Raw genomic sequence first — 24,830 nt, forward strand, 5'->3', positions numbered from 1 at the left:
GGCCTCTTTGTTTTACGGTATTTTTGTCGGGAAAATAAAATACTCGAACAGCACTATTGGTCTTTACTTGCAGGCATGATTGACAGCAGGACACGTGTTGTGGTGCTCTGATGTCCACAAGGTATTCATTCAAGGCCATTTTCTGGGGTGATGTTGACCGTTATGAAGGGAATCGTACGGGCATATTTCCTGCTGTTTTCACCTATTCTGCTGTTGGTCCTGGCGGGGGGGTATCTGCTGGGCAATGCACTGATTGAGCGCGAGCTCTACCGCGTTCGCAGCGATGAGAGCACCTTCCTGGCGCTCGCCAGCGGCCGTCTTGACGACGAGCTGGCGGTGCCGCTGCGCCATGTGCGCAGCATATCGGAAGAACCCATCCTGCTCGAGGCGGCGAGTCGCAATGACCGTGACACCATGGCAGTCCAGTTCACCATCCTGATGAACCGTAATCCCGACTATGCCCAGGTGCGTTGGCTGGCCCCGGATGGAATGGAGCGGGTACGCATCGATCGTCAGGGCCAGCGCCTGCTGCGTGTGGCGGACGAGCAGTTGCAGAACAAGGTGGAGCGTTATTATTTTCGCGACGCCATGGCGTTGCCCTGGGAGCGAGTCTACGTCTCTCCGCTCGATCTCAACGTTGAACACGGGGTGATCGATCGCCCCTTCAACCCCATGATCCGCATTGCCAAGCGCCTTCGCCTTGGGGGACATGATCTTGGTTTGCTGCTCATCAACGTGCAGGCTGCTCGTATGCTCAAGGCGTTCGCCAACAGCAGCGGCAAGGCGACGGATCACACCATGCTGTTCAACCAGGACGGTTATTGGCTGCGTAGCCCGGACCCATCTCAGGAGTGGGGTTTCATGCTCGACCGCCCGGATCTCACCCTGAAGCACGCTTCTCCCCAGGCCTGGCATGCGTTCTGGGGCGCTCCGAGTGGCCAGATGGAGTCTGCCGATGGGCTGTGGAGCTGGACCACCCTATACCCGGCACAGAATCACGATCAGCTGATCTGGAAAGCCGCTTCTCTGGTACCGCGCAGCGAGCTGCTGGCCATTCGCACTCACATCTGGGGGAGTATCTCGGTCACCTGCGCCATGCTGCTGTTGCTGTTCGGTGCCGGCGTGGCCGCGCTGGTACGCAGCCGGCGTCGGGAACAACTGGCGCAGCAGGAGGCGGCCAGGCTGGCGCAGGTCAAAGGGGATTTCATTGCCAACATGAGCCACGAGATCCGTACCCCCATGAACGCCATCATGGGGCTGACCTACCTGCTCGAGCAGGGAGGGCTCGACGATGGTCAGCATGCTCTGGTACGCAAGATCCACCAGGCCGGACAGGCGCTGCTCGGGATCATCAACGACATCCTCGATTTTTCCAAGATTGAGTCGGGCCGGCTCGAGCTTGAGCGGGTGCCATTCAGCATGGAAGAGGTGCTCGATCACGTGGCGGCCATCATGTCTACCTGCGTTGGCGAGAAGCACCTCGAACTGGTGGTGAGCAGTGCCCCCGAGCAGGTTTCCCATCTGATTGGGGATGCCCTGCGCCTCGAGCAGGTGTTGCTCAACCTGACCGGCAATGCCATCAAGTTTACCGAGCGCGGGGAGGTGGAGGTCAAGGTCGAGCTGGAAGCCGAGCAAGATGGCATGGCCACCTTGCTGTTTCGGGTGCGCGACACCGGGATCGGCATTCCGCCCGAGCAGCAGGCCAATATTTTCAATGCCTTCTCCCAGGCCGACTCCTCCACCAGCCGCCGTTTCGGGGGAACCGGGCTTGGCCTGACCATCAGTCGCCGCCTGGTGAACCTGATGGGGGGAGAGATCGGCGTCACCAGTGAACTGGGCAAGGGGAGCGAGTTCTGGTTCCGCGTCCGGCTTGAGCAGGTGGAACGGCCCGAGGCCTTGAACGAGCGTCTGCAACATATCTCGCTGCTCATCGCCGACGACAATCAGGTGACCCGCGACGCCCTGTCGATGACGGTGGGTTCCCTCGGCTGGCAGTCACGGGTAGTGGAATCCGGTGAGCAGGCGCTGCACCACCTGCTGCGCCAGGGTGAGCGCTTCGACGTGATCCTGCTCGACTGGATCATGCCGGGCATGGACGGGCTCGAAACCTGCCTGGCTATTCGCCGTGCCTTCGAGCGGCAGGAGCGTTCACCCATCATCATCATGGCGACCGCCTATTCCCAGGACGAACTGATGCACCGTCCCGGCTCGGAGCAGGTGGATCTGGTGCTGCACAAACCGGTCACCGGCTCCAGCCTCTACAACGCGGTGGCACGCCTCATCCACGAGAAGCGCGATCACGTGGAGCCGCTGGAGAGTGGCCAGCGTCGTCTGCGGCTGCCGGGCGTACATGTACTGCTGGTCGATGACAGCGACATCAACCTGGAGGTGGCGACCCGCTTGCTGCAACGGGAGGGGGCTGAGGTGATCACCGCCATCGACGGAGAGCGGGCCCTGGCTTGCCTCGCCGATCCGGCGCGACGCATCGATCTGGTGCTCATGGACGTACAGATGCCGGTGATGGATGGCTACGAGGCGACCCGTCGCCTGCGCCAGCTGCCGGGACGGGAGGAGACGCCCGTGCTGGCACTCACCGCCGGGGTGTTCAAGGATCAGCGCGAGGCGGCGCTGGCCAGTGGCATGAACGACTTCATCGCCAAGCCGCTCGATGTGGAGCAGCTCATCGCGACCTTGTTGCGCTATCTCCCGGACAGCGTCCTGCCGCTCGCCGTGAGCGACGAGCCCCTCGTCCAGGAGCCGGTGGCCGGCATCGATATCGATACCGGACTTCGCAACTGGGGCGAGGCCTCGGTCTATCTCAAATACCTGCGCCGTTTTCGCGATGACTACATGACGGTCGGCACCGTGTTGCCGGACTATATCGCCCAGCACGAGACCGATGCGGCCGCGAGCCTGACACACAAGATAAAGGGGGTGGCGGGCAGCCTGTCGCTCACCGATGTGGCGCGCGTCAGCGCCGAGCTGAACGAGGCCATCGAGCAGGGAGGCGACACCAGTCAGCTCATCGCTCCCTTCCTCGAGGCGCTGGAGCGGGCGCAACAGTCCATCGACACCTATGCCGGGCGCGAGCCGGGCGCAGTCAGCTCCCCGCAGGCCCAGGGGGAGGCGCGGGAGGCGTGCTTGCACGCCCTGCATCAGGCTCTGGTGAGTGAGGATCTGGATCTGATTGAGCCGGCGCTGAGTCAGGCCAAGAGTTACCTGCCTTGCGAGCTGGTGAGTGAAATAAGTGCGGCTCTGGAGCTGTTCGATATCCCGTTCGCCACCCGCAAGCTGGAGGATTATCTGGAGGAGCGTGAGGAACCTGCACCATGAATCGACCGCGAGTGCTGATCATCGACGACGAGCCGAGTAACCTTGGGCTGCTGCGGCAAATCCTCAAGGAAGAGTACAACCTCTTCTTTGCCAAGGGGGGGGAGGAAGGGCTGGCCGCCGTGGGGCGCCACGAGCCAGCCCTGATCCTGCTTGACGTGCGCATGCCCGACATGGACGGCTATGAGATGTGCCGCCGGCTCAAGGCCGATCCGGCGTATGCCGGGATCCCGGTGCTCTTTATCACGGCGAGCGACAACGCAGACAGCGAGAGTCAGGGCTTCGAGGCGGGCGGGGTGGATTACATCTACAAGCCGGTCTGCCCGAGCACGGTGCGCGCCCGGGTGCGCAACCACCTCTCCCTGGTGCGTCTCGATCAGCTCGAGCGCAGCTACCGTACCGCCATCGTGATGTTGAGCGAGGCGGGTCACTACAACGACACCGACACCGGTGTGCATATCTGGCGCATGGCCGCCTATGCCCGTGCCCTGGCCGATGCGGTTGGCTGGAGCCCGGAGCAGTCGGACCTGCTGGAGCTGGCGGCCCCCATGCATGACATGGGCAAGATCGGGATCCCCGATCACATCCTCAAGAAGCCCGGCCCCCTCACCGAAGAGGAGTGGGCCATCATGCGCACCCATCCGCGTATCGGTTACGAAATCTTGAAACGCTCCGACGGGCTCATCTTTCGCATGGCGGCGGAGATTGCCCTGCATCACCACGAGAAGTGGGATGGCTCGGGTTACCCCGCAGGAGAAACCGGCGAAGGGATCCCCGAGGCATCGCGGATCGTGGCCATCGCCGATGTGTTTGACGCCCTGAGCGTGCGTCGCCCCTACAAGGACCCCTGGCCTCTGGAGCAGGTGTTGGCGACGATGCGTGACGGTGCTGGTCAGCACTTCGATCCCCGGCTGCTCGCACGTTTTCTCGAGATCATGCCGGAGATCTTGCGCCTCAAGACTCAGTGGGACACCCGCGAGGCGCGGGGGGATTACCAGATAGGTTGCGTCAGGTAGGGATTGCTGACCCGCTCGCGACCCAAGGTGGAGCTGGGGCCATGGCCCGGCACGAAGACGATGTCATCCCCAAGGGGCAGCAGGGTCTCGGTGATCGAGCGGATCAGGGTGGCATGATCCCCGCGGGGGAAATCGGTGCGGCCTATGCTGCCGGCAAAGAGCACGTCTCCCACCCAGGCGAGTCGCTCGGCTTGACTGAGCAGCACTATGTGCCCCGGGGTGTGGCCCGGGCAGAAATAGACCTCCAGCTCGCACTGGCCCAACTGCACCTTGTCACCTTGCTCAAGCCAGTGATCCGGTGTGAACGCGGGGGTATGGGCGAAGCCGAACATCTGGCTCTGCTGGGGCAGCATGTCGAGCCAGAAGGCATCCTCCTTGTGGGGCCCCGTGATGGCCACACCGGTTTTCTCCCGCAGCTCGGCCGCCGCCCCCACGTGATCCAGATGCCCGTGGGTCAGCAGAATATGGGTCAGGGTCAGCCCCCGCCTGGCGATGGCCGCCAGCAGCTTCTGTGCCTCGCCACCGGGGTCAATCAGCGCAGCCTGGTTGGTCTCGTCACACCAGATGAGGGAGCAGTTCTGGGCAAACTGGGTGACCGGGATCACCTCGAACTTCAACATGTGGGACTCTCCTGATGGGTCTGACGGGTGTGCTGTTCGGCGAAGAAGGCGAGGCAGGCCTGTTTGTCACCACGAAACTGGATCCGCTCGCGCTTGTTGTTCAGTTGATAGAGGTACATGGGGTCATAGTAGCGGGTCAGCAGCAGGCGGATCCAGGCGAGGTGCAGCGCCGTATCCCCCGTGTTGGCCTGCTCATTGAGTGCTGCCTGCATCAGGTCATCCAGCTCCCGGTGGTCCTTGTCACCGAGGCGACGCTTGAGGCGGGCCAGGGCATCGGTCAGGTAACCGGCAAACTGTGGCCAACCCGCCTCGCTGCCGTACATCTCCAGATAGCGTTGCCAGAGATCCTGCACGTAATCCACCCGGATCTGCTCGGCCCGTTCCTCCTGAGGCACCTCTACCACCACCAGGGGAGCCTGACACATGGCCTCATAGAGGTTCAGCGGCAGGGCGCAGCGACCGATGAGGCGGCTCTCGTCTTCGACCACGAAGGCATGTTCGCCATTGTGACGGCGCTTGAGCAGCTCGATGGCCAGCCGGTTCTCGAAGTTGATGTTGCTGGGCTGTCCCCCCGGCAACTGGCCAAAGGAGGATCCCCTGTGATGGGCGTGCCCTTCCAGATCCACCGACTGGGCAATCTTCGCCAGCATGTGGGTCTTGCCGGAGCCGGTCATGCCGGTCAGCACACTCCAGTGACACTGGGCGCTGGCGCTCTCCTGGGTATCGATGAGAAAGCGGCGCAGCTCCTTGTAGCCGCCGGCCACCCGCGGGCGGATGACACCTTCATCAGCCAGCCACTGCTGCACTGTCTGCGAGCGCAGGCCACCGCGAAAACAGTAGAGCAGGGCATCGGGCTGCTGGCGCAACTGCGCCAGCCATCCTTCAATACGGGCGGCGCGCACGGCGCCCCCCACCAGCTTGTGGCCGAGCTCGATGGCCGCCGCTTGACCTTGCTGCTTGTAACAGGTACCCACCTGGGCACGTTCGTCATCCGTCATCAGCGGCAGGCTGACGGCGTTGGGGAAGGCCCCTTCCTTGAATTCGACGGGGGCGCGCAGATCGATGAGGGGCACGTCTTCCAAGAAGATGCGCGCCAGGTTCGTTTCGAGCGGCAGTTCACTCATCGTGCATCCCCCTGACAGGTCAGAACCGTCGGGGCGACAAACCGCAGTGCACTCATTGGATGACCTCGATAAAGCGCGCGCCATCCAGTGGCTGCAAGCGGCCAATGGGGGAGAGGGCCAGCCCGGCCTGCTCGGCAATGGCGAGGAATTCGGCCTCGGTTTCCTGACCGACGGCCACCAGCAGGCCGCCGCTGGTCTGCGGATCGCACAGTATGTTGCGGGTGCGTTCGTCCATGGCATCGAGCTTGTGACCATAGGAGTCGTGGTTGCGCAGGGTGCCGCCCGGCACACAGCCCTCGCTCAGGTAGTGATCCACCTCGTCTAGCAATGGCAGCGCCTTGAAATCCAGGCGGGCGCACACCCCTGAGCCTTCGCACATCTCCAGCAGGTGGCCCGCCAGCCCGAAACCGGTCACGTCCGTCATGGCATGCACGCCGGGCAGGGCCGCAAACTGCTGGCCAATCTTGTTGAGGGTGCACATGGCATTCGGGGCCAGCTGCTCATGCTCGGGTTTGAGCTTGCCCTTCTTCTGGGCCGTGGTGAGGATGCCGATGCCAAGGGGCTTGGTTAGATAGAGTGTGTCTCCCACCTGGGCTGTGTCGTTCTGCTTGATGGCACCCAGCGGCACTATGCCGGTCACCGCGAGACCGAAGATGGGTTCGGGGGCATCGATGCTGTGACCACCAGCGAGGGAAATGCCCGCCTCGTGACACACCTGACGACCACCGTCGATCACCTGCTGGGCCACTTCCGGCGCGAGCGTGTTGATGGGCCAGCCGAGGATGGCGATGGCGACGATGGGCTTGCCACCCATGGCGTAGATGTCGCTGATGGCGTTGGTGGCGGCGATGCGGCCAAAGGTGAAGGGGTCATCGACGATGGGCATGAAGAAGTCAGTGGTGGAGACGATGCCCTGACCGTTGCCGATGTCCACCACGGCGGCGTCATCCTTGCTGCTGTTGCCGACGATCAGGGTCGGGTCGTCAAAGCCCGGGATCTGGCTCTTCAAAATGGTGTCGAGCACCTTGGGGGAGATTTTGCAGCCGCAGCCAGCGCCGTGGCTGTACTGGGTCAGACGAATGGAAGACATGCTTACCCCTCTTGGTTCAAACTCATGTCGGCGCGCGTGACGCGATAAGGGTGCGACCCCTGTGAGGGTCCACCAGAGACGGGTGATCCGGATGGGCGGCGGGCCGGCAGGGTGTGCCGGATGGCATTGAGAGTCTGGCCCCCAGGGTCGCGCCAACGGAGTCACGGGACGGCGCATTATGCCACAAAGAGGGTGAGGATTCCGAACCCCATTGACGGCAAGAGGGCCAAGAGACTGCTGCCTCATCAGTGTTCTGGATGGCCCAGGCGGCAGACGAGGGCAGATGGGAATAAACTGGCAGGGCGCCACCCACACAAGGAGCCCACCCGATGAAACTCTATGCCCATCCCTTTTCGTCCTACAGCCAGAAGGTGTTGATCGCCCTCTACGAGAATGACGTCCCCTTCGATTACTTGAACCTGGAGGCGGCGGCGGTGAAGGCCGAACTCGCCAGCCTCTGGCCCCTCAAGCGCTTTCCTGTGCTGGTGGATCAGGGGCGCACCCTGATAGAAAGCAGCACCATCATCGAATATCTCCAATGCGCGCACCCCGGCCCCCATTGTCTGGTGCCCGCGGGGGAGGATGGGATCGAGGTTCACATGCTCGATCGCCTGTTTGACAACTATGTGATGACGCCGATGCAGAAGGTGGTGCTGGACAGGATGCGCCCGGCGGGGGATCACGATGGCTATGGCGTCGCCCAGGCCAGAGAGCTGCTGGACAAGATCTACCCCTGGCTTGACGAACACCTTGCCGGACGCACCTGGGCGGCAGGGGAGGCGTTCACCCTGGCCGATTGCGCCGCCGCCCCCTCGCTCTTCTATGCCGACTGGGCCCATGAGATCCCGCACTCACTCACCAGGCTGCGTGCCTACCGTGCCCGTCTGCTGGGTCAGCCCTCCATCGTCCGGGTGGTGGATGAGGCGAGGCCCTACCGCCACTACTTCCCCCTGGGGGCGCCGGCCCGTGACTGAGCCGGGCGCGAGATCCCGGCAGAAGGCAGCGAACCCAGCACTGATGTCGGACGGGGGAATGGTCGGGAGAGGGGGGCGTGTTATATGCAGGAAAATGAGTTTTGATGCGCTTTTTTCTGATATTTCCCCGAGGATTTTCCAAGGCATGTGATTTTATTTTCATGTTTTTGCATAAAGTAATCGACCATGTTCACTGCTGGTGAGTGCCATCTGCCGATGAGCATGAACCTTGGCTAAAGGCGAGGGCACGTGAGGAGTAGCGGCCAGTTGAGGAGGGGACAGACGGAGTGAGCCTCGTTATCTCTTGGGGACGCAAAACAGAGAAGGCCCGCTATCGCTAGCGGGCCTTCTCTAGGGTATGGCTTGCCATCAAGCCTTGGTCTGGCACTGTGCCAGCGCTGGTTGGCGCGGCTTAGCGGGCGCGCACCACCAGACCCTTGAGGTAGAAGCCTTCCGGATAGGCGGTACCTATGGGGTGATCGGAAGCCTGGGACAAGAGCTCCAGGATCTGGGCATCGCGACCGGCATCGAGCGCCGCATCGGCAACGATCTTCTGGAACAGGCTTTGCTCCATCAGGCCGGAGCAGGAGTAGGTCAGCAGCACGCCGCCCGGCGCCAGCAGCTGGAACGCCAGCATGTTGATGTCCTTGTAGCCGCGGCAGGCACCCAGCAGCTGGGCCTTGCTCTCGGCAAACTTCGGCGGATCCAGCACGATGACGTCGAACTTCTCGCCCTTCTCGCGGTATTCACGCAGCAGCTTGAACACGTCGTGACGCACGAACTGGGTGGTGCTGGTATCCAGCCCGTTCAGCTCAGCGTTCTGGCGGGCGATGTCCAGCGCATTCTGGGAGAGATCCACATTGACCACTTCCCTGGCGCCGCCCTTGAGGGCATAGACGCCAAAACCGCCGGTGTAGCAGAAGCAGTTGAGCACCCGCTTGCCTTCGGTGTACTTGGCGGCGGCCTGGCGGTTGTCACGCTGATCCAGATAGAAGCCGGTCTTGTGACCGTTGCGAATGTCCACCAGGATCTTGACGCCACCGTTCTCCTCGATCACCACAGGCTCGGTCGGGGTCTCGCCATGGATGACGCCGGTGCGCTCTTTCAGCCCTTCCTTCTTGCGTACCGCCACGTCGGAGCGCTCATAGATGCTGCACTCGGGGTAGAGGGTACGCAGGGCCTGGGTGATGAGGTCGCGCTGGAACTCGGCACCGGCGGAGAGGATCTGGCACACCAGGAAGTTGGCGTAACGGTCTATGGTCAGGCCCGGCAGGCCGTCGGATTCGGCGGCGCACAGGCGATAGCCGGTGAGACCCTGACGCTTGATCAGCGGATCCCGGGACTCTTGCGCATATTTGAGGCGGCGGATGAAGAAGTCGAGGTCGACGGTTTCGTCCTTGTCGAAGGTCCAGACCCGGGCACGGATCTGGGAGCTGCCTGACCAGGCGCCCCGGGCGAGCCACTTGCCATCGTTTGAGTAGATCTCGACGGTATCGCCATCGATGGGGTTGCCCTGCACCTTGTCGATCCCCTTGGAGAAGATCCAGGGGTGACGGCGCAGCAGGGATTTTTCGCGGCCTTTGACGAGATAGATGGAAGCGCTCATGGGAGTTGCCAGATGGTCAATAGAAAAGGGGCCACATTCTAAGTGCAACTGCGTTGCTAAGCCAGAGTTTGCGTGCATGGATAAGATGGGCTGTTGCAGATGGTCAATAGCAAGAAAACGCCGTGAGGTGTTTCTCAAGGTGAAAGCAACTGTGGGATGGCAGTCATGATGACCTTTTATCTCATCGCGAAGCGCCATGAAGAGGTCATCGATGCTTGGGAACGTTGAAATTATTAATATTTTGCATCTTGCCAGTCAGTTTTTTATAAAGATTCATATGGTGATGTCGATAGTGATTGAAGACTAAATTGAATCTTATCTTCTTCGGTGGACACATCATGTCACTCTCTGTTCGTACCAATGTTTCCGCGATGACGGCACAACGTCATCTCGGTAGTACATTGGGTACTTTTGACTGTGTATTCAAGCGTTTATCCTCGGGTCTGCGTATCAACAGTGCAGCGGATGATGCGGCAGGACTTCAGATCAGTAATCGTCTGACCAGCGAAATCAATGGTACCAATGGGGCTATTCGCAATGTCAACGATGCCATCTCCGTCATCAATGTGGCCGATGGGGCGATGGATGAATCGATGAATCTCATGCAGCGTATGCGGACGCTTGCTCTGCAAGCGGGCAGTGGCATCAATTCGGCGGATGACCGCGCCGCACTCAATGCTGAATTCCAGCAGATGCGCCTGGAAATGGATAGGATCGCGACCAAGACGACGTTTGCCGGGCAAAGTCTATTGGCCGGGACATATAAGGGGATATTTTCTATCGGGGCTTATGCTGGCCAAAACATGGTCATCACGGATATGAATGCACAGACCAAAAATTTGGGCGAAATGGTCTGGCAGTCCCGCAGCCCAGTCAGCAGCAAACCCGGCGCTCACAGCATTGATGGTTTACAGCTTGGGGTACAGCCAATCACGCTCAATGGTGTGACGTTTGACAAGAACTATTCAACGATGGAAGCCTTTGTCTCCGACATCAATAGCACCAGCTTTCCCAATAATCAGGGTCCGGTGGAGGCTGTACAGCATCCATTTTCGGTAAGGTCGTCAATCGATCTGTCCACTCTTCCCTCCTATATCGATATCGAAGGACAGACGGTGGATTTGACGACGGGCATCAACATGACTGGCTGGGATCCTGTGAACCCAACATCGGAGAATAGTTGGTTGATGGCAACGGTTGTCCATCGGATCAACCTGGCGGCACAATCCGCCGGTCTTGGTTTTTCTGTCAGTGGCTCATATAGCAACGATCCTGCCAATAATCAGCTCACCATCAATAGCTCCCAGGGAAAGAGTCTTACTCTGGCGAATGGCACCACTCATCCACCCCAGCCACCTCAGCCAGCCCCTCCAGCACCCCCAGTTCCACCTATCTCCGCCAATCCGTCACTCTCGGCCTTGCTCACGGATGTGAGCAGCACGACCTATATTGGACAACTTGAGCTCAGCTCATCGGGTACTCAATATTCAAATATTGATATGGAAGGTAACACCTTGGGCTCCCTTGGTTTTTTCCTTCAAGATAAGCAGAAATATACGGTAGACAACATAGACGTACTGAACGAGAGCAATGCCAGTCGTGCCATCAAGACACTGGATGCAGGTATGAAGCAGCTCGGTGTACAGCGTTCCCATATTGGGGCTCAAGCAAATGCACTTGAGGCAAGGGGGCGTAATTTGAGCATCAGCAATGAAAGCCTGAGTGCTGCCCGCTCACGGATCCGGGATGCCGACATGGCCAGCGAGTCTGCACGCATGGTTCGAATCCAAATCTTGCAGCAGGCCAGTACCAGCATATTGAGTCAGGCCAATAGCCGCCCCAACTTGGCGCTGAGTTTGTTGCAGTCCTGAGCTTGTTGCATATGGAGCTGTAACGGCCAAATGAGACTCTTAAATTAAATTCCCCGATGCGGAACATCGGGGAATTTGAGTAACAGAAGGCAAGTTGGAATGATCTTGTCCTATCCCAGGACCGGACATGCTCAGTACTTTAGATCCGCAGGCCCGTCATGGCCTGGCCGAGCTCGGTGGCGGTGGCCTTGAGGCCGGCGGTGCCGGCGACCGAGGCGCTGGCGGACTCTTCCACCCGGCTGGCCTCGTGGCGCACCTGATCCAGGTTGCGGGTGATCTCTTCAGCTACCGAGCTCTGCTCTTCGCTGGAGGTGGCGATCTGGGTGCTCATCTCCAGCACGGCGTCGCTGTGGTTGCTCAGCTTGTCGATGTCCTGCCCCACTTCTGTGATGAGCTGCTGGCTGCTGGCGGCGCGCCCGACCGTCTTCTCCATGATGTCGTTGAGCGCCCCTGTGCCGGCCTGCAGCTCTTCAATCATCTGCTGGATCTCCACCGTGGCCTGCTGGGTGCGGCTGGCGAGGGTACGCACCTCGTCTGCCACCACGGCAAAGCCGCGGCCCTGCTCGCCGGCCCGGGCGGCCTCGATGGCGGCGTTGAGCGCCAGCAGGTTGGTCTGCTGGGAGATGGCGTTGATGACGTTGACCACTTCGTTGATGCGGTTGGCATTGTGGGTCAGCCGCTCGACGGCGCCTGAGGCGTTGCCTATCTCGTCCGCCAGGGTACGGATGGCGGCTATGGTGCGAGCCACCCGCTGAGCGCCGTTGGCCGCCTCCTCGCTCGACTGGCGGGTCTGCAGCAGGGTGTCGTTGGCGTTGCGCGCCACTTCGCGGATGGCCGCCGACATCTGCTCCATGGCGGTGGCCAGGGAGTCCATGTGCTGGCGTTGGGCGCGGGCCAGGGTCTCTCCGTCACTGGCGTGCTCGCGGAACTCGTCGGCGGCCATGGTGAGTGCCTCGGCGGACTCCTCCACCAGTTTCACTATCTTGTGCTGACGATCGGTGAAGCGGTCTATGCTGCCCGCCAGGATGGAGAACTCGTCCCGCACCGGGAAAAAGTTGAGGCGGAAGGTGAGATCCCCGTTCGCCACCGTCTGCAGCGCCTTGTTGGTGGAGTAGAGGGCCCCGGAGACGAAGGTCATCAGATAGTGGGTGATGAGGGCAAGCAGGGCGGCCAGCACGGCGATAATGGTGAGGGTCGTCCCCTGTCCATCCAACATGGAAAAGTTGCCGGCATCCAGGGTGCCACTGACAAAACCGGCCTGACCGGCCTGGGCACTATATTGAAAGCGATCGCCCTGCTGGGTCAGACCGGCGCTGCCGGTGGGGGCCAGGGTGAGCTCGGCCGGCAGGGTGAGGGTGGGCTGCTGGGTGATCAGCTGGGCCGTGGTCTCTACCCGTTGCTTGAGTTGATCCAGCCGGATCTGCATCTGCTGATCATGACCGTCGGCCAGCAGGTACCAGGTGAGGAAGGCGATGAACAACAAGGGGCACCAGAAGGTGATGAGAAATTTTTCGCTGATCGTGAGGTGAATGAGATAACGGTCAACCCACCGGAATTTAACTTCTTTCATAATGGTATTGCGTCCTGCAAGGGAGAGAGAGTGTCGTGCTCATTATCGCCTTGGGGGAAAATTTCTTAAGGGGAAGGTGTGATAAATGGGAGAGCAATCGTTTGTCGTGCGGGTGTGGGGCCAGGTACAGGGGGTGGGGTTTCGTTACTTCACCCGGGAGCGGGCACTGCAGCTGGGGCTCAGGGGGCATGCCTACAACCTGGAGGATGGCTCTGTGGAGATCCTCATCGCCGGCCCTGAGCAGAAGATGCAGATGATGCTGGGCTGGCTGGAGCACGGGCCCCGGACGGCCACTGTGACCAAGATGGAGTGCACCCGGGCATTGCCCCCCACGGGATCCGGTTTTCATACCAACTGAGCAGGCAGGAGGCCGGCAGATGATGGATCAGGGCAAGGGGCTAGAGCAGGCACGCTGTCTCATGGATCAATACTGGGCCGCCACCCTGGCCCTGCGTCAGCGGGCGGGGCAGGAGGAGGTCCATGCCTATCGGATAGCGACCCGCCGCCTGCTGGCCTTGCTCGCCCTCTGGCGTCCCCTGATCCATGAGCCCGGGCTGGAGCGGCGACTGATGCGTGCGGCGGGCCGGCTCTCCGCCCTGCGGGACGCCCAGGTCTATGCGGCGCACTTTGGTGACAAGGCCCAACCCGAGGTTGTGCCCCGGGTGCCCATGCTGACGGTGCGACTGGCTCGCTGGCTGGACCGATTGTTGCTGGTCCCTGCCGACTTCAATCCCATGCCGCTTTTTCAGATGCATCTCGCGCTCGGTCTGGCGGATTGCCTGGCCGAGTCCGGGCTGGAGAGACCGTCGGCCGGCAACAGGCTGCGGCTGCGCTACTGGCACAGGTTGCGGCTGGTCCTGAAGCAGACCCGCTATGGGGTGGAGCTGCTGGTGGCACAGGGGGAGGGCGATCCGGCCTGGCTCTCCATGTTGATCGAGTGGCAGGACAGGCTGGGTCAGTTGCAGGACCCCAGACAATGGTGCAGGCGGCTGCGTCGCGAGAAGGGGCGTGACAAGAAAGTACGCGCCCTGCGGGAGGCGATACGTTGCCAGTTGCACCAGCTGGACTGCCGGCAGGCGGAGCTTGTTGGTCTGCGGATGGCGTTGCAGCGCCAAGATTAGCGGGAAGAAAGAGGGATAAAAAAAGAGAGGCGCCGGGCCTCTCTTTTCAATTGGATGTCGGCTGCGCTTACTTGACGCGCATGCCTGGCTGGGCGCCTTCCTGGGGCTCCAGGATCCAGAGATCCTTGCCGCCCGGGCCGGCGGCCAGCACCATGCCCTCGGACATGCCAAAGCGCATCTTGCGCGGTGCCAGGTTGGCTACCATCACGGTCAGCTTGCCTTCCAGGTCTTCCGGATTGTAGGCGGACTTGATGCCGGCAAACACCTGACGGGTCTCGCCACCGATATCCAGTTGCAGCTTGAGCAGCTTCTCCGCTTCCGGTACGGCTTCTGCCTTCTTGATCAGGGCGACGCGAAGGTCAATCTTGGCAAAATCCTCGTAGCTGATGATCTCGCTGATGGGGTCGTCTGCCAGGGGACCTGTCGCTTTTGGCGCCTGCTCCTTGGCCAGATCTTCCTTGGAGGCTTCCACCATGGCTTCCACCTTGGCGGGCTCGATGCGGGAGAAGAGCGCCTTGAACGGGGCCAGCTGGTGGTTGGTCAGCGGCTTGGCCACACCATCCCAGGAGAGGGTCTCGCCCAGGAAGGCTTCGGCGCGCTCGGCCAGGTGCGGCATGACGGGTTTGAGGTAGGCCATCAGCACCCGGAACAGGTTGATGCCGACGGAGCAGACGTCCTGCAGCTGTGCATCCGCCCCTTCCTGCTTGGCAATGACCCAGGGAGCCTTGTCATCCACATAGCGGTTGGCTTTGTCGGCGAGCGCCATGATCTCGCGGATGGCGCGGCTGAACTCACGGGCCTCGTAGGCATCGGCAATAGAGGCACGGGCGCTCGCGAACTCGTTATAGAGTTCGGGTTCGCTGCACACATCGGCCAGCTTGCCGTCGAAACGTTTGGCGATAAAGCCGGCGTTGCGGGAAGCCAGGTTCACCAGCTTGTTGACCACGTCCGCATTGACCCGGGAGACGAAGTCTTCGAGGTTTAAGTCCAGATCGTCGATGCGGCTGTTGAGCTTGGCGGCGTAGTAGTAACGCAGGCACTCGGGATCCAGGTGCTTCAAGTAGGTGGAGGCCTTGATGAAGGTGCCCTTGGACTTGGACATCTTGGCGCCGTTGACGGTCACATAGCCGTGCACGTTGACCTTGGTCGGCTTGCGGAAACCCGCTCCTTCCAGCATGGCCGGCCAGAACAGGCAGTGGAAGTAGGCGATGTCCTTGCCGATGAAGTGATAGAGCTCGGCGTCGGAGTCTGCCTTCCAGTAGCTGTCGAAGTCGATGTCGCCGCGCTTGTCGCACAGGTTCTTGAACGACGCCATATAGCCGATGGGGGCATCCAGCCAGACGTAGAAATATTTGCCCGGGGCGCCCGGGATCTCGAAGCCGAAGTAGGGGGCGTCGCGGGTGATGTCCCACTGCTGCAGACCGGATTCGAACCACTCTTGCATCTTGTTGGCCATCTCTTCCTGGATGGCGCCTGAGCCGCGCACCCAGTCGGCGAGCCAGGCTTCGAACTGGGGCAGATCGAAGAAGAAGTGTTCGGAGTCCTTCATCACAGGGGTCGCACCGGAGACGGCGGATTTCGGATCGATGAGCTCGGTCGGGCTGTAGGTGGCACCGCACGCGTCGCAGTTGTCACCGTACTGTTCCGGGGACTTGCACTTGGGGCAGGTACCCTTGACGAAGCGGTCCGGCAGGAACATGGACTTTTCCGGATCGAACAGCTGGGAGATGGTGCGGATCTTGATCTTGCCGGACTCCTTGAGGCGGCCATAGATAAGCCCGGCCAGCTCGCGGTTCTCGTCGCTGTGGGTCGAGTGATAGTTGTCGAAGCTGATGTTGAAGCCGGCAAAATCCCCCTGATGCTCCTGGGATACGGCGGCGATCATCTCCTCGGGAGTGATCCCCATCTGCTGCGCCTTGAGCATGATGGGGGTGCCGTGCGCGTCATCGGCACAGACGAAATGCACCTGATTGCCACGCATTCGCTGATAACGAACCCAGATATCGGCCTGGATGTGTTCCAGCATGTGGCCAAGATGGATGGAGCCGTTGGCATAGGGGAGGGCGCAGGTTACCAGCATTCTACGAGGATCAGTTGCCATAATACGTTCTTGATGTGCCTGTTGGGATGATACAGTGCCGAGCATGTTACCCGAATTGGGGGCGGCCTGCCTAGGGTTGTGGCCCCCGGGGCCTTGGCTGACGGCATCAGCAAGGCGTCGGCAAGCCACTGATTTGTGTGCGGTAACCGTTCACCTCAGGATAACGACAACATAATGGGGAGTTAATGGTGATTGATTCAGTAAAACAGATCCTTGCCGAATTTAAGCCGGCCGGATGGGGCCAGGATCTGGTTGCAGCCGGTTTTGTGCGTGCCGTCGAGCAGCATGGGCAGACCCTGACCATCAAGATGGTGCTGCCCTTTGCCGGTCAGACCCTGTTTGAACAGATGAAAGAAACGTTTGATGCGCGCATCAGGGCCGCCACGGGCGCCGCCATCGTCGACTGGCAGTGCGACATCGAGGTGGCGAGCATGCCTCGCGCCCAGCAACTGGCGGCGGTACAGGGCATTCGCAACATCCTGGTGGTGGCCTCCGGCAAGGGAGGGGTGGGCAAGTCCACCACCGCCGTCAACCTGGCGCTGGCGCTGCAAAAGGAGGGGGGGCGGGTCGCCATTCTGGACGCGGACATCTATGGCCCCTCCATTCCGACCATGATGGGGACCCTCAAGGAGCGCCCCCACAGCCTGGATGGCAAGTTGATGGAGCCCGTCATGGCCTGCGGTCTCAAGACCAACAGCATCGGTTATTTGGTGGCGGAGCAGGATGCCACCATCTGGCGCGGCCCCATGGCGAGCAAGGCGCTGGCGCAGATCCTCCACGAGACCCGCTGGGGCGAGGTGGATTACTTGGTGGTGGACATGCCCCCGGGCACAGGGGACATCCAGCTCACCCTGGCCCAGCAGGTGCCTACGACGGCCGCCCTGATCGTCACCACTCCGCAGGATGTGGCACTGGCGGATGCCCGCAAGGGGATCGCCATGTTCAACAAGGTCAATGTGCCGGTGCTCGGCATCGTCGAAAATATGAGTTATCACGTCTGCAGCGCCTGCGGTCATCACGAGGCGCTGTTCGGTACCGGCGGTGGCAAGAAGATGGCAGAGCAGTATCAAATGGCTCTGCTTGGTCAGTTGCCGCTGCACATCGATATCCGCCAGCACATGGACGATGGCTGTCCCACCGTGTTCGGTTCACCGGAGGGAGGACTGGCTGAGGCCTATCTGAAACTGGCCCGTCGGGTGGGGGCTGAACTCTATTTCAGCGGTAAACCGATTGCGACCCCGCTCTACACGGTGGCGCTGGACGAATAATCGGCTGTCGGCCGGTTGCAATGGATTTGGGGTGGGCATGGCTCACCCTTTTTTATATAATGGATCGGTTTAAACAATCCCCAGTGCTCTTCTCTTTAGGTATTTTCAATGTCTGATACTCAACATTCGTGTGTGATCATCGGTATTGCTGGTGCGTCCGCATCCGGCAAGAGTCTTATCGCTCAAACCATCTACGAAGAGCTGGTGGCCGAGCTGGGCGCAGGTCAGATTGGTGTGATCACCGAGGATTGCTACTACCGTGATCAGACCCACCTGACCATGGAAGAGCGGGTCAAGACCAACTATGACCACCCCAATGCCCTGGATCACGATCTGCTGGTGCAGCATCTGACCCAGCTGGTGCAAGGGGATGCCGTCAATATCCCCCAATACTCCTATACCGAACACACGCGCATGAGCGAAGTCACCGCCTTCGCACCGCGCCGGGTCATCATCCTGGAAGGCATATTGCTGCTGACCGACAGTCGTCTGCGGGAGCTGATGGATGCCTCCATCTTCATGGATACCCCGCTGGACATCTGCCTGCTGCGCCGTCTGGTGCGTGACGTGCAAGAGCGTGGTCGTACCATGGACTCCGTCCTCAAGCAGTATCAGAAGACGGTACGACCCATGTTCATGCAGTTCATTGACCCGTCCAAGCAGTATGCGGACGTGATCGTACCCCGTGGCGGCAAGAACCGCATCGCCATCGACATGCTCAAGGCGCGTATCCGCCACATGTTGATTGGTTGATATGAAACAAGCCGGGTGATGCCCGGCTTTTTTAAATGAAACTTTTGTCAGGAGAGTCGCCGAATGCGTCTTTGTGATACCGATATCGAACGCCATCTGGATGAAGGCAAGATCGTCATTGAGCCGAGGCCCGGTGTTGAGCGGATCAGTGGCGTCAGCGTCGATGTGCTGCTCGGCAACGAGTTTCGCGTGTTTCGCGATCATGCCGCGCCTTATATCGACCTCGGCGGTACCAGTGCCGAGATGGCCGATGCCATCGATCGGGTGATGAGCGACGAGATCCACATCCCGGACGGCGAAGCCTTCTATCTGCACCCGGGGCAACTGGCGCTGGCGGTGACCTACGAATCCGTGACCCTGCCTGCGGACATCGTCGGCTGGCTGGACGGACGCTCCTCCCTGGCACGCCTCGGCTTGATGGTCCACGTGACCGCGCACCGCATCGATCCGGGCTGGTCCGGTCGCATCGTGCTGGAGTTCTACAACGGCGGCAAACTGCCGTTGGCGCTGCGCCCCAAGATGAAGATAGGGGCCCTGAACTTCGAGATGCTCTCCGGCGCCGCGGCCCGTCCCTACAACAAGCGGGAAAACGCCAAGTACAAGAGCCAGCAAGGGGCGGTGGCCAGCCGCATCAACCAGGACTGATGTCCGCCTTCATGCTGCTTATATAGAGGGGGCTTCGGCACCCTCTTGCTTTTTCTGCGAAGGGAAGGGGACGTGCTGTACGGCGCCCCATGCGCTGCCGTGATGGTAAAACGCGTATAAAATCGCTGGTTTGGTGGCCCAATGATGGATGTTTGGTGTTGATTGGCGCCTATCCACAAGGTGTAGACGGCCTTTAATTAATCCATGACAAGCCCCATTCCTGCTGGGCCTAAGACATTTTCTGACGGAATGCCCTTTTTTTTTCTTACTGAAATATTTCAACAACGGGTATGGCACACCGAGCCTTCTGGCATAATCCGCCGCAACTCATAAACAGGTTCGTTTTTTATGTTTGAAATGTTTAGTGGTTTGGGTTTGTGGTGGTCAATCGGTTTGGTATTGGCCGTTTTTTTTGTGCTGGCCTATGAGTTCATCAATGGCTTTCACGATACCGCCAACGCGGTAGCAACGGTTATCTATACCAAGGCCATGCCCGCACACACCGCGGTAGTGGCTTCCGGCCTGTTCAACTTTGCCGGGGTCATGATGGGGGGATTGGGGGTGGCCTATGCCATTGTCCATCTGCTGCCCATCGATCTACTGCTCGGCATGGATTCGACCCAGGGTCTGATCATGGTGTTCTCCCTGCTGTTCTCGGCCATTGTCTGGAACCTGGGAACCTGGTACTTCGGCATCCCGGCGTCCAGCTCTCACACCCTGATCGGCTCCATTCTGGGGGTAGGCGGTGCCTATGCCCTGATCAGTGATCAGCCTCTGAAAGAGGGCATCAACGTCGGTAAAGCGATCGACATCATGCTCTCCCTCATCATCTCTCCCACCGTGGGCTTCATCATCGCCGCCTTGCTGCTGTTCGCCATGAAGCGAGTCTGGCTTGGCAGCAAGATCCACAAAACCCCGGAAGAGCGACTGCTGGTGGATGGCAAGAAACATCCGCCGTTCTGGGCCCGTGTGACCTTGATTTGTTCCGCCATGGGGGTGAGCTTCGTGCACGGCTCCAACGATGGTCAGAAGGGTATTGGTCTGGTGATGCTGGTGCTGATCTGCATGGCGCCCGCCTACTTCGCACTGGACATGAGCAGCCGCTCCTACGATCTGGACCGCACCCAAGATGCCAACCAGCGCATCATGGAAATCTACCAGCGCAACCAGGAGCAGGTCTCCACTGTTGTGAACTTCAGTGTGCCTGCCCATGCCCAGGAAGAGTTGATGACTCACTGCGAGGCCGGTGAGGCCCTCGAGGCCATGGCCACCCTGGACAACCGTCTGGGCCAGGTGCGTACCTACGAGGAGATGAGTCTGACCGATCGCCGCGAGGTGCGCCGTCTGCTGCTCTGTATCGATGATACCGCTCGCAAGGTCTCCAAGCTGCCGCTGCCAGCCAAGGAGCTGACCGATCTGGCCAAATGGCGCAAGGATCTGACCGCTACGGCCGAATACGCGCCGACCTGGGTCATCGTCTCCATCGCCTTGGCGCTGGGCTGTGGCACCATGGTGGGCTGGCGCCGTATCGTCTACACAGTGGGCGAGAAGATCGGCTCTTCCGGCATGACCTACAGCCAGGGCATCGCCGCCCAGATCACGGCTGCTGCCTCCATCGGGGTGGCCAGCTTGACCGGCATGCCGGTGTCCACCACCCATATCCTCTCTTCTGCGGTGGCGGGGACCATGGTGGCGAACAAATCAGGCCTGCAGAGCCAGACCATCAAGACCATCTTGCTGGCCTGGGTCCTGACCCTGCCGCTCACCATGCTGCTCTCCGGCGGGCTGTTCCTGATCAGCAACAACCTGTTTGGTGGCTGATAGCTAAAACACTGCATCAATGACAAAGGGTCTGCGGGCCCTTTTTTCATGGCTGGGATCGATTCGGCCACTGCTAGCCGCCATGCTCGGCAACCGACAAAACAAGCCACATATGCCATCAAACAAGAGTGTTCATTTACTGATAATTTCCCGCCAGCTTTCCTCTTCCTCATTTACCCCTCTTGTCAGCAGAAGGGGCTGACCGCAGCCCATCTCGTCTGTTAGGGGGCTAAGCCATCGTCTCACCCTCTCATCAGGGCTTCGGCTCTCGTCCTTCATTCCTTGAATGCATCCGCTCATGACGCACGCCGCTCGGCATCGGTGTGACCGACCATGATTCCTTGTCGAGTTGCGGGGAAACTTGCACTTGCCCTGTGACGGGCTCTCTTGCCACAAAGCGAGAGGGCTGGATAACAGGAGCTAGGGCGGCGCCCCATGGCATTGTCCGTGGCATCTTGGTCGCGACAAAGCAAGAGATGGAGGGGAGTGCAGAGCAGAGAACCCCGGTACCAGAGTTTGTCTTCCCTGAAAGAGGAAGAGGAGCAAGGGGGCAAGGGGGCAAGGGATTGAGGACACAGACCAATTGTCAGGCAAAAAAAGAGCCACACGAGGTGTGGCTCTTTTATCAGACTAGACAAGCTAGGGGATCAGGGACGACCCGCCGGGCTGGTTGCTACATTGACGGCGGCTGTGCTGCCACCGTGGCGGCCTGAGCTTACGACTTCGCTACGCTCCAGCGGGGCCTGCTCAACCGGCTCATGGGGGGCCGGGGCAGGCACGGCTGCCGGCGTTGCCATGGGGGCTGAAGCCTTGCGGGCACGAGCCAGTACGCCAGCGCCTTTGGCAACCGGCTTGGTTACTAGCGGGGCGACAACAGGCTCGGGCTGTGCAACCACAGGGGCAACCTGCTCGGCTGCAGGAACTACTTCCTCGGCTTGCGGGGCAGGAACCGGCTCCACCACAACGGGGGCGGCTTCTACCACAGCCTGGTCAGCGATGCTGGCCTCGACCACGACCTGAGTCTCCTCGACAACCACCTCGGTCACAGGTTCGGCAGCGACAGGAGCTGCTTCGATTGCTACCGGGGCCGGCTCGATGGCGGCAGGAGCCGCTTCGACTGCAACGGGGGCTTCAACCACCTCGGCGACCACAGGGGCGGCGACTTCGGTCGCAGCCGCTTGCGCCTGCTCATGGGCCTCTTCGGCCACGGCTTCAGCGACCACGTGCTCGGTCAGGGCGGAGGAGGCTTGCAGCGCGGCGGCAACGGCTTCGGCACTCGGGATGGTGATGACAGGCACGGCGGGCTCTTCCACCTTCACCTGAGCAGCATCCGCCTGGGCGGCTGTCGTCAGTTGCACGTCGGCCTGAGGTTCATCATCACGCTGGCCACGGGCATCTTCGTTGATGCGTTTGCGACGCTGGCCTTCGATCCGCTGGCTGCGCGGAGTACGGCGAGAGCGGCGCTGACCTTCGGTCTGCTCCTCTTGCTCACCGACCACGGCCGCAGTCTCGGCCAGATCAGGAGCCTGCTCGTCTACCGGCAGGACAGGGGTGTCGGAGGCGGCGACATCGCCCCGAACCTGCTTGCGCAGTTGGCGACGTTCGCGGCGCTCGGCCACTTTCTGCTCTTTTTCCTGGCGCGGTTCGGCGCTGACGGCGGCAGTCTCGACGGTTTCTACCGCTTCAACCACGACCTCGGCACGGGGTTCACGAGGTGCACGGGGTTCGCGAGCCGGGCGCGGGGCGCGGGGTTCACGTTCCTGACGGGGCTCACGGGGTTCGCGATCCATACGCGGTTCGCTACGCACTTCACCACGGGGTTCACGTTCCATGCGCTGTTCGCTGCGCACTTCACCACGGGCTTCACGCTCCTGACGGGGCTCGCGCTCTTTACGCGGACGACGGTTGCGGCTCTCACCTCCCTCGCGGTTGGCAGCGCCTTCACGCTTCTCGCCAGCGTCGGCCGGGTTGCGGTTACTGCGGTTGTCATCGCGACGACCACGCTGGCCACGGCTGCGGGTTTCGTCACGCTGATGACGGTGACCCTCATCCTTGCGCGCTTCCCGTTGGGCGGCCGGTTTCTCGGCGGGTGCTTTCACCTCAACCTGGGCGGTGTCGGAGCCGAACAGACCGGAGATGGCCTTGAACAACTTGCCAAACAGACCCGCTTCGGCGGCGACCGGTGCCGGTGCTGTGACGGGGGCAGGGGCGGCAACAGAGACGGCCGGTTGAGGTGCCTGGACGAAGCCTTGCAGCAGCGGCTGCTCGCGCTCAATGACCTGAGCCTGCTTGGGCTGGTAGACCGGCTTGGCAATCTCGGTTTTCAGCTCGTAGCTGGCCGCTTCCGGGATCTCGTTCTGACGGATGCGGGTCACTTCGTAGTGCGGGGTTTCCAGATGCTGGTTCGGAATGATGTAAACACGAACATCATTACGCTGTTCCAGGCTGGCGATGGCGGCGCGTTTCTCGTTGAGCAGATAGGCGGCGACATCGACCGGCACTTGGCCGTGAACCTGCTCGGTGTTGTCCTTCATGGCCTCTTCTTCGATGAGACGCAGGATGGACAGGGCGAGGGATTCGTTGTCACGGATGACACCCTGACCCTGGCAACGGGGGCAGATGTGGCTGCTGGATTCGTTGAGGGAGGGACGCAGACGCTGGCGAGACATTTCCAGCAAACCGAAACGGGAGATCCGGCCCAGCTGGATGCGGGCTCTGTCCTGATGGACCGCTTCACGCAGACGATTTTCCACTTCGCGTTGATGGCGAACCGGCGTCATGTCGATGAAGTCGATGACGATCAGGCCACCCAGGTCACGCAGACGCAATTGACGGGCAATTTCGTCGGCCGCTTCCAGGTTGGTCTGCAGCGCCGTCTCTTCGATATCGCCGCCCTTGGTGGCGCGGGAGGAGTTGATATCGATGGAGGTCAGCGCTTCGGTCGGATCGATGACGATGCTGCCGCCGGAGGGCAGACGCACTTCACGCTGGAAGGCAGACTCGATTTGGCTCTCGATCTGGAAGTGGTTGAACAGGGCGACATCACCCTTGTACAGCTTCACGCGATTGAGGAAATCGGGGCGCACCAGCTCGATGTGCGACTTGGCACGTTCAAAGATGACCGGGTTGTCAATCAGGATCTCGCCGACATCGCGACGCAGATAGTCACGAATGGCACGCACGATCACGTTGCTCTCCTGGTGGATGAGCACTGGCGCGGTACGGTCCTGTGACGCCTTGTGGATGGAGTCCCAGTGGTTGAGCAGAACGTTCAAGTCCCATTCCAGCTCTTCCGGGGATTTGCCGACACCGGCGGTACGCACGATGAGGCCCATGCCGTCCGGCACGGTCAGTCCGCTCAGGGCTTCTTTCAACTCGGTCCGCTCGTCACCCTCTATACGACGGGAAATACCGCCAGCACGGGGGTTGTTCGGCATCAGCACCAGATAGCTGCCGGCCAGACTGATGAAGGTGGTGAGGGCCGCACCCTTGGTGCCACGCTCTTCCTTGTCGATCTGGACGATCACTTCCTGGCCTTCGCGGACCACTTCTTTGATGTTGGGACGACCCTGATAGGAGTAACCGGAGGGGAAGTAATTGCGGGCGATTTCCTTTAACGGCAGGAAACCGTGGCGCTCGGCGCCATAGTCAACAAAAGCAGCTTCAAGACTGGGTTCTACGCGGGTGATTTTACCCTTGTAAATGTTCGCTTTTTTCTGCTCGTGTCCCGGACTTTCAATATCCAAATCGTAGAGCTGTTGTCCGTCAACCAGCGCTACGCGCAACTCCTCTTCCTGAGTCGCGTTGATTAGCATTCTTTTCATTGAGTTCTCATTATTTTGTCATTTTGATTCCTCCACAGGATCCTGCCGGCGCCGGCCTCGGGTCTTCAGCATGCTTGGGCAACCTCCCGGTTGGGG

At 60.7% G+C, this 24,830-nt stretch carries 17 protein-coding genes; 10 read left to right on the forward strand and 7 right to left on the reverse strand.

Annotated features, from left to right (window positions below; translation table 11 throughout):
• The first annotated feature begins 162 nt into the window (after positions 1 to 162).
• Positions 163 to 3,333, forward strand: a complete 3,171-nt coding sequence (locus KI797_RS09850) for a hybrid sensor histidine kinase/response regulator (protein WP_226172841.1) — start codon at positions 163 to 165, stop codon at positions 3,331 to 3,333.
• Positions 3,330 to 4,346, forward strand: coding sequence for a response regulator (locus KI797_RS09855; protein WP_226172843.1), 1,017 nt, complete (start codon positions 3,330 to 3,332; stop codon positions 4,344 to 4,346). The genes KI797_RS09850 and KI797_RS09855 overlap by 4 nt, the downstream gene beginning before the upstream one ends.
• On the opposite strand, the gene KI797_RS09860 is transcribed toward KI797_RS09855, so the two are convergent.
• Genes KI797_RS09860 through selD form a run of 3 tightly spaced genes read right to left on the reverse strand, consistent with a single transcriptional unit; the run spans position 4,322 to position 7,180 of the window.
• Positions 4,322 to 4,966: an MBL fold metallo-hydrolase gene (locus KI797_RS09860; RefSeq protein ID WP_182788767.1), complete on the reverse strand. Its 645-nt coding sequence runs from the start codon at positions 4,964 to 4,966 to the stop codon at positions 4,322 to 4,324. The genes KI797_RS09855 and KI797_RS09860 overlap by 25 nt on opposite strands.
• On the reverse strand, positions 4,960 to 6,090 hold the full coding sequence (mnmH, locus tag KI797_RS09865) for a tRNA 2-selenouridine(34) synthase MnmH (RefSeq protein WP_226172844.1): 1,131 nt from the start codon (positions 6,088 to 6,090) through the stop codon (positions 4,960 to 4,962). The genes KI797_RS09860 and mnmH overlap by 7 nt, the downstream gene beginning before the upstream one ends.
• A gap of 52 nt (positions 6,091 to 6,142) precedes the next feature.
• Positions 6,143 to 7,180, reverse strand: coding sequence for a selenide, water dikinase SelD (gene selD, locus KI797_RS09870; RefSeq protein WP_226172845.1), 1,038 nt, complete (start codon positions 7,178 to 7,180; stop codon positions 6,143 to 6,145).
• A gap of 329 nt (positions 7,181 to 7,509) precedes the next feature.
• Between selD and KI797_RS09875 the strand changes: the two genes are divergently transcribed.
• Entirely contained in the window at positions 7,510 to 8,154 is a 645-nt protein-coding gene (locus tag KI797_RS09875) for a glutathione S-transferase family protein (protein ID WP_226172846.1), read from the forward strand.
• A 412-nt stretch (positions 8,155 to 8,566) separates the two neighbouring features.
• On the opposite strand, the gene KI797_RS09880 is transcribed toward KI797_RS09875, so the two are convergent.
• Complete coding sequence (locus KI797_RS09880; RefSeq protein WP_043131905.1) at positions 8,567 to 9,760, reverse strand: class I SAM-dependent methyltransferase; 1,194 nt, start codon at positions 9,758 to 9,760, stop codon at positions 8,567 to 8,569.
• Positions 9,761 to 10,056: 296 nt separating this feature from the next.
• On the opposite strand from KI797_RS09880, the gene KI797_RS09885 reads away from it, so the two are divergent.
• A complete protein-coding gene (locus tag KI797_RS09885; RefSeq protein WP_226172847.1) occupies positions 10,057 to 11,631 on the forward strand; it encodes a flagellin N-terminal helical domain-containing protein in 1,575 nt (524 codons plus the stop codon).
• A gap of 139 nt (positions 11,632 to 11,770) precedes the next feature.
• Here KI797_RS09885 and KI797_RS09890 read toward each other — a convergent pair whose 3' ends face one another.
• Entirely contained in the window at positions 11,771 to 13,201 is a 1,431-nt protein-coding gene (locus tag KI797_RS09890; RefSeq protein WP_226172848.1) for a methyl-accepting chemotaxis protein, read from the reverse strand.
• 85 nt (positions 13,202 to 13,286) lie between these two features.
• Here KI797_RS09890 and KI797_RS09895 point away from each other — a divergent pair, with 85 nt between their 5' ends.
• Positions 13,287 to 13,559: an acylphosphatase gene (locus KI797_RS09895; RefSeq protein ID WP_226172849.1), complete on the forward strand. Its 273-nt coding sequence runs from the start codon at positions 13,287 to 13,289 to the stop codon at positions 13,557 to 13,559.
• A gap of 19 nt (positions 13,560 to 13,578) precedes the next feature.
• On the forward strand, positions 13,579 to 14,322 hold the full coding sequence (locus KI797_RS09900; RefSeq protein WP_226172851.1) for a CHAD domain-containing protein: 744 nt from the start codon (positions 13,579 to 13,581) through the stop codon (positions 14,320 to 14,322).
• A gap of 67 nt (positions 14,323 to 14,389) precedes the next feature.
• On the opposite strand, the gene metG is transcribed toward KI797_RS09900, so the two are convergent.
• Entirely contained in the window at positions 14,390 to 16,423 is a 2,034-nt protein-coding gene (metG, locus tag KI797_RS09905; protein WP_226172853.1) for a methionine--tRNA ligase, read from the reverse strand.
• 185 nt (positions 16,424 to 16,608) lie between these two features.
• Here metG and apbC point away from each other — a divergent pair, with 185 nt between their 5' ends.
• The 4 genes from apbC to KI797_RS09925 all read left to right on the forward strand — a co-directional run bounded on the left by apbC (position 16,609) and on the right by KI797_RS09925 (position 20,910).
• The gene (gene apbC, locus KI797_RS09910; RefSeq protein ID WP_226172855.1) at positions 16,609 to 17,691 is read left to right on the forward strand and encodes an iron-sulfur cluster carrier protein ApbC; all 1,083 of its coding nucleotides are present in this window, start codon (positions 16,609 to 16,611) and stop codon (positions 17,689 to 17,691) included.
• Between the two features lie 108 nt (positions 17,692 to 17,799).
• Complete coding sequence (gene udk, locus KI797_RS09915; protein ID WP_041205758.1) at positions 17,800 to 18,444, forward strand: uridine kinase; 645 nt, start codon at positions 17,800 to 17,802, stop codon at positions 18,442 to 18,444.
• A 63-nt stretch (positions 18,445 to 18,507) separates the two neighbouring features.
• On the forward strand, positions 18,508 to 19,089 hold the full coding sequence (gene dcd / locus KI797_RS09920) for a dCTP deaminase (protein ID WP_005328350.1): 582 nt from the start codon (positions 18,508 to 18,510) through the stop codon (positions 19,087 to 19,089).
• Between the two features lie 348 nt (positions 19,090 to 19,437).
• Positions 19,438 to 20,910, forward strand: a complete 1,473-nt coding sequence (locus KI797_RS09925) for an inorganic phosphate transporter (protein ID WP_226172857.1) — start codon at positions 19,438 to 19,440, stop codon at positions 20,908 to 20,910.
• A gap of 647 nt (positions 20,911 to 21,557) precedes the next feature.
• Here KI797_RS09925 and rne read toward each other — a convergent pair.
• Positions 21,558 to 24,734: a ribonuclease E gene (rne, locus tag KI797_RS09930; protein ID WP_226172859.1), complete on the reverse strand. Its 3,177-nt coding sequence runs from the start codon at positions 24,732 to 24,734 to the stop codon at positions 21,558 to 21,560.
• Positions 24,735 to 24,830: the final 96 nt, after the last annotated feature.

The sequence above is a fragment of the Aeromonas media genome (assembly GCF_020423125.1).
GTDB lineage: Bacteria > Pseudomonadota > Gammaproteobacteria > Enterobacterales > Aeromonadaceae > Aeromonas > Aeromonas media.